We start from the raw sequence: 6,059 nt of genomic DNA, 5'->3' as shown, positions 1-6,059 counted from the left end.
CGGTCCGTGGCCGCCGATGCCGCCGCGAACCTCACGCCCGTGACCCTCGAACTCGGCGGAAAAAACCCGGTCGTCGTCGACCCGGAAGCCGATATCGCCGAGGTCGCCGCGAACGTCGCCGGATCGCGCATGGTCAACGGTGGGCAGGTGTGCGTGTGCCCGGACTACGTGTTCGTGCCGCGCTCGGGTGTCGACGAGTTCTGCGAGACGGTGTTGTCGACATGGGAGTCGAAGTTCGGCGCGATCTCCGGCAATCCGGAATACACGGCGACGATCAACGAGTCGAACTACTCGCGCATCGTCGGGCTCATCGACGACGCCCGCGCGAAGGGAGCGACCGTGCGACAGGTCGTGCCGGAGGGGGAGGAGCTGCCGAACGCGGCCGAGCGCAAGGTCGCCCCGACCCTTATCACCGGGGTCACCGACGAGATGGAGATCGCCGGGGACGAGGTCTTCGGCCCGGTGCTCAGCGTCTTCGCCTACGACGACATCGCAGAAGCCGTCGACTACATCGGCGCGCGCCCCGATCCGCTGGTGCTGTACTGGTACGGCGAGCGTGGGCCGCGGTTCGACTACGTCGTCGGGCACACCCGCTCGGGCAACGTCTATGGCAATAATTTCGGCATCGGCATGGTGTCCTCGGCCGTTCCGTTCGGCGGCTCGGGCCAGTCCGGAATGGGCTCTTACCACGGAAAATGGGGATTCGACACGTTCTCGCGCGACCGCGCGGTCGCGGTGTCCCACTTCGACTACAACGTCGGCGATCTCATGACCCCGCCCTTCGACGCCGCCTCCAAACGCCAGGCGAGCATGTTCCTGAAGGCGATGACGCTGCGGACCAAATACCTGGGCTGACGGCGCCGCCGCCCCGGCTGCATGGCCGGCCGCTACGGCAGGCGCTCGTAGCGCGGCGCGGCCGCGCCGCCACGGCCGGAACCCGCGTCATCGACCCGGCGGAACAACGTGTCCTCGCCGGGCGTGCGCCCACGCGCGGCCAGCAGGGGAGCGCGAACCTTGAAACTCGGCGTCCGTGGCAGCTCGGCGGTGATCCGGAGCAGCCTCGGCCACTGCCGCGGGGCGAGGTCGCGCTGCGCGGCGAGAAAAGCGCCGAGCCCCGAGGCGAAATCTTCTTCGGCTCCCGAGTCATGGGCGCCGACCGCGAGGACGATCGCCGCGACGACATCGTCGCCCGGCTCCGGCGTCGCGGGAATGCCGAACACCGCGACCTCGGCGACCTGCGGGTGCCGCGACAGGATTCGTTCGATCGGACTCGCCGCGAGGTTCTCCCCGGCCACACGCATCCACGTCGACGCCCTGCCCGCGAAATACACGAACCCGGCGGCATCCACGTACGCGAGATCGCCGGTGCGAAACATGCCGCCCCGCATTCGCTCGGCATCGGCCGCCGGGTTGCCGTAATAACCGGCGAAAAGTCCCGGTCCCTCGCGCACGAGCTCTCCGACCGCCTGCTGGGGATTCGCGAGCCCGCCGTCATCGGTAAAGCGTGCCGTCTCCCGAGGGGCATCGGTTTCCGGATCGACGACGAGCACATCCGGAGGCAGCGGGCCGAGCGCCGCAGGGGGAGTGTCGGGAGTGCGCGAGATGGCGACGCCACCTTCGGTCGAGCCGAACCCGTCGACCACCCGCACCCCGAAGCGCGCCGCGAATGCCTCGCGGACCTCGGCGCCCGCCTCGTTCCCGTAGACGATCCGCACGGGGTTGTCCGCGTCGTCGGGGCGGGTGTCGGTGGCGAGAATGTAGCTCAGGGGCGTGCCGACGTAATTCGCAAATGTCGCGCGGAACCGTCGCACATCGCCGAGCCACCCGGAGGCGGAGAACCGCCGGCGCAGCGCGAGGTCGCACCCCGAGACCAGCGCCATCGGCCACGCGACAAGCACCGCGTTCGAGTGGAACATCGGCATCGCGTTGTAGATGCAGTCCTGCGAGCCGATCTCGAAACGGTCGGCGAGCATCTGTGCGGGCACGGAGATCTTGCGCTGGGTCACCCGCACCGCCTTCGGGTCTCCGGATGTTCCCGAGGTGAAGATCAGCGCGACCAGCGCGTCGCCGTCGCCCCAAGTCGCATCCATCTCTCCTTGCACCGACCCATCGCCCATGACGTCGGACGCCGCATTCGCCGGCCCATCCGCGAACTCGGCCTCGGGGATCACGGGGACGGCGGTGTGGCGGGCCAGCTCGCGGGCGAGATCGGCATGTCCGGCGTCATAGACGACAACCCGGACGTCCGCCGTGGCGAGGTCCGCGGCGAGTGCCCGCGGGGCGCGGGTGTCGTTGAGGCCGACGGCGACGAGCTCCGAGGATGCGGCGGCGCACAGCCAGAAGACGAACTCGGGGGAGTTGTCGAGCAGGATTCCGATGTGCGGCGGACGCCGGCTCTCTCCCACGCTGCCCGAGCCCTCGTCCGCTCCCGCCCACCGGCGAAAGGAAACGATCCGCTCGTTCGCCCGGCTGACCACCTGCGACCACGGAATGAATTCCTCGTCGAACCTGACGCCGCGATCGTTCACGGAGGACAGCGCCGCGAGGGAATCGGCGAGGGTTGCGGACGGCGAATCGAAATCGTCGATCGAACGGATGGGGGAGTTCACGCTCGCGATTGTCCTGCCCAATCGGCACAGGAGGGGGCAATTCATCCAAAAATTGGAACACGTTACAGTTATTCGGGTCACACTATGGTTGTCTGGTAACCCGGACGAACACTCCGGCCCGGGGCACGGCAACCGTACGACGGGTGTCGCACTCTCAATCGGTGCGGGTGCCCACCAAGAGATCACGCAAAGGGGAAACCGATGAAGGTAGCTGTTGATGACCTTCGCTGCGAGGGGCAGGCGGTCTGCACCGGCCTCGCGCCCAAGGTGTTCAAACTCGACGACGATGACGAGGTCGTGCAAATCCTCGTCGACGAGGTGCCGGAAGAACTGGAGGGCCGCGTCCGCAAGGCCGTGGCCAAATGTCCGATGGCCGCATTGTCGATCGAGGAGTAACGAGTGAGCGAAACCCCTGCAAGCGATTCGCTGTCCCTCGAGGGACGCGTCGCAGTCGTCACCGGATCGGGATCCGGCCTGGGAGCCGCCGAGGCGATCGAGCTGGCGCGTTCCGGCGCCGCCGCGGTCGTCGTCAACGACATCAAAACCTCGGAGCAGTCCGATGCGGTCATCGCGGCCATCGAAGAAGCGGGCGCTCGGGCGGAGCTGGTACTCGGAGATGTCTCCGAATCCGCGACCGCCGAGGCGATGATCACCGCGGCCGACAAGCTCGGCGGGCTCGACATCGTGGTCAACAATGCGGGAATTACTCGCGACAAGATGCTCTTCAACATGTCGGACGAGGAGTTCGACGCCGTGGTCAAGGTGCACCTGCGCGGGCACTTTCTCCTTACTCGCAACGCGGGGCACTACTGGCGCGCCAAGAGTAAGGAAACCGGCGCGCCCGTTTACGGCCGGCTGATCAACACCTCCTCCGAGGCGGCGCTCTTCGGCCCTCCGGGGCAGGCGAACTACGGTGCGGCCAAGGCCGGAATCACCACGCTGACTCTCTCGGCCTCGCGGGCCCTTGGCCGTATCGGCGTCACCGCCAACGCCATCGCGCCCCGCGGGCGCACGTCCATGACCGAAGACGTCTTCGAGGAATGGAACCCGGCCGACGGGCCCGATCCGCTCGCACCCGAGCGCGTGGCAGATCTCGTCTCGTACCTCGGTTCGCCGGCGGCCGAGAAGATTTCCGGTCAGCTGTTCGTCGTATACGGGGGGATGGTGGCGCTCATTGCTGCCCCCACCGTCGAGCAGAGATTCGACGCCGAAGGAGGGATCTGGAACCGCGCCGAATTCGCCGCCGCTATCGATTCGCACTGGGAGGGGCGTGAAGAGGGGCGCTCGTTCTCCGCGAGCGAGGTCGCAAAACTCTAAGGCTCACTAAAATTCTCAGGTGGAGTTTTGCCTTAATCCGCTCGAAATACCAGTGGACACGAAGTGGCCACAGCATGATGTAAGGGATGTTTCAGGCCGAATGGCCGTGGACATCGGCGAATTACGCGAGGAAGGACCGGCGAGGTGATCAAAGTACTCGATGCCCCGCTCAAGGGCGTCGGCGAATTCTTCGCCATGACCCTCGACACCATGGCGTCCTTCGGTGCGATCTTTCGCCAGGGTCGCGAATTCGTCGACCAGTCGTGGTTTATCGCCCGCGTGTCGATGCTCGCCACTGTCCTCGTGGCAATCCCCTTCACGGTGCTCGTGAGCTTCACCCTCAACATCCTGCTGCGCGAGATCGGCGCCGCCGACCTGTCCGGTGCGGCGGCTGCGCTCGGCGCGGTCACCCAGGTCGGACCTATGGTTACGGTGCTCATCGTCGCCGGCGCAGGCGCGACCGCCATCTGCGCGGACCTTGGTGCGCGCACGATCCGCGAAGAAATCGACGCCATGGAAGTTCTCGGCATCGATCCGATCAAGCGGCTTGTCGTTCCCCGCGTCGCGGCGTCAACGTTCGTGGCTCTGCTTCTCAACGGCCTGGTCTGCACGATCGGCATCCTCGGCGGATTCCTGTTCTCCGTTCTCCTGCAGGGAGTGAACCCCGGCGCGTTCGTCGATGGAATCACGCTCATCACGGGGCTCGGGGAGCTCGTCCTCGCCGAGATCAAGGCGGGACTCTTCGGCATGCTCGCCGGTCTGGTCGCCTGCTACAAGGGGCTCTACGTCCGCGGCGGCCCGAAGGACGTGGGCAACGCGGTCAACGAGACCGTCGTCTTCGCGTTCATGGCCCTATTCGTCGTCAACACGATTCTGACCGCCATCGGCGTGCAGATTCTCAACGCTTAAGGGGTCTCGTGGCAGTCATCACCACCGCGCGGTTCCCGCGCCTCGAACGGGCACGACACCGGGTAGAGCTCGAGTTCGACAACCTCGGCGGGCATGCACTGTTCTTCTGGCGCGCACTTGCCGCGATCCCGAAAGCCGTGACCGCCTACCCCAAGGAGACCCTTCGCCTCATCGCCGAGATCGCGATGGGCACAGGCGCGCTGGCCGTCATCGGCGGCACCGTCGTCATCGTCGGTTTTCTCACCCTCGCCACTGGCGGCGTGATCGCAGTGCAGGGTTTCTCGTCCCTGTCCGATATCGGCGTCGAGGCACTCACCGGCTTCTTCGCCGCCTTCATCAACGTGCGCATCGCGGCGCCGGTCATCGCGGGAATCGGGTTGGCCGCCACGATCGGTGCCGGCGCCACGGCACAGCTGGGCGCGATGCGCGTTGCCGAGGAAATCGACGCCCTCGAGGTGATGGCGATCGATTCGGTCGCCTACCTCGTCTCCACGCGCATCGTCGCAGGAATGATCGCCGTCGTCCCGCTCTATTCCCTCGCGGTCATCGCCTCGTTCCTCGCGTCGCGCTTCGCGACCGTGAACATCTACGGACAGTCCGGGGGCATCTACGACCACTATTTCGCCACCTTCCTCATCCCCAGCGACATCCTGTGGTCGTTCGTGCAGGCCATCGCGATGGCGATCACCATCATGCTGATCCACACCTACTCGGGCTATAACGCCGCCGGAGGTCCCGCGGGGGTTGGCGCGGCGGTCGGCTCGGCGGTGCGAACCTCGCTCATCGCCGTCGTGACCGTGACTTTGCTGGTTTCGCTTGCCGTCTACGGCAGCGACGGAAACTTCAATCTTTCGGGCGGGTAGAGATGGCGACCAGACCAGGAGACGGCCGCGACAAGCGGGCACGGGGGATCGCGGGCACCGCTCTCATCCTCATCATCGGGTTACTCACGGCGGGAGCGCTCGGCCGGTTCTTCGGATATTTCGAGCCGTCCGTCCCGCTCACCGTTTATACGGATCGGGTCGGCCTTGTTATGGACGACGGTTCGAAGGTGCGGGCACGCGGTGTCGACATCGGGAAGGTGAGCGACATCCGGCGGGAAGAGAACGTGTCCGTCATCGACCTCAAAGTCAATCCCGAGCTGCTCCGCTCGGTGCCCTCCAACGCGACCGTCCACATCGGTTCGAACACGGTATTCGGGGCCAAGGGCGTCACATTCGAGAT

General features: G+C 66.2%; 7 protein-coding genes. 6 read left to right on the top strand and 1 reads right to left on the bottom strand.

Annotation, left to right across the window (positions count from 1 at the left end):
- The coding region (locus tag K8V11_RS04920) for an aldehyde dehydrogenase family protein (protein ID WP_303911322.1) at positions 1 to 855 on the top strand (855 nt) is incomplete at its 5' end.
- A 32-nt stretch (positions 856 to 887) separates the two neighbouring features.
- Here K8V11_RS04920 and K8V11_RS04915 read toward each other — a convergent pair.
- Positions 888 to 2,609, bottom strand: coding sequence for an AMP-binding protein (locus tag K8V11_RS04915; RefSeq protein ID WP_303911321.1), 1,722 nt, complete (start codon positions 2,607 to 2,609; stop codon positions 888 to 890).
- A 201-nt stretch (positions 2,610 to 2,810) separates the two neighbouring features.
- On the opposite strand from K8V11_RS04915, the gene K8V11_RS04910 reads away from it, so the two are divergent.
- From K8V11_RS04910 to K8V11_RS04890, 5 genes are all read left to right on the top strand, one after another.
- Positions 2,811 to 3,005 carry a ferredoxin gene (locus K8V11_RS04910; RefSeq protein WP_303911320.1) on the top strand — a complete coding sequence of 65 codons (195 nt, stop codon included), beginning with the start codon at positions 2,811 to 2,813 and terminating at the stop codon, positions 3,003 to 3,005.
- Positions 3,006 to 3,008: 3 nt separating this feature from the next.
- Positions 3,009 to 3,926, top strand: coding sequence for a 3-oxoacyl-ACP reductase (locus K8V11_RS04905; RefSeq protein ID WP_303911318.1), 918 nt, complete (start codon positions 3,009 to 3,011; stop codon positions 3,924 to 3,926).
- A gap of 144 nt (positions 3,927 to 4,070) precedes the next feature.
- On the top strand, positions 4,071 to 4,835 hold the full coding sequence (locus K8V11_RS04900) for an ABC transporter permease (protein ID WP_303911317.1): 765 nt from the start codon (positions 4,071 to 4,073) through the stop codon (positions 4,833 to 4,835).
- Positions 4,836 to 4,852: 17 nt separating this feature from the next.
- Complete coding sequence (locus tag K8V11_RS04895) at positions 4,853 to 5,698, top strand: ABC transporter permease (protein WP_303911323.1); 846 nt, start codon at positions 4,853 to 4,855, stop codon at positions 5,696 to 5,698.
- A gap of 2 nt (positions 5,699 to 5,700) precedes the next feature.
- A partial coding sequence (locus K8V11_RS04890; RefSeq protein WP_303911316.1) for an MlaD family protein occupies positions 5,701 to 6,059 on the top strand: 359 nt, incomplete at its 3' end.

The organism is Dietzia timorensis, from assembly GCF_020742175.1.
GTDB classification, from domain to species: domain Bacteria; phylum Actinomycetota; class Actinomycetes; order Mycobacteriales; family Mycobacteriaceae; genus Dietzia; species Dietzia timorensis_A.
This window is presented reverse-complemented; position numbering and strand designations above follow the sequence as displayed.

What these genes read in the sequence shown, in the direction of transcription:
- K8V11_RS04910 (WP_303911320.1), top strand. Translation starts at nt 2,811, where the DNA reads ATGAAGGTAGCTGTTGATGACCTTCGCTGCGAGGGGCAGGCGGTCTGC.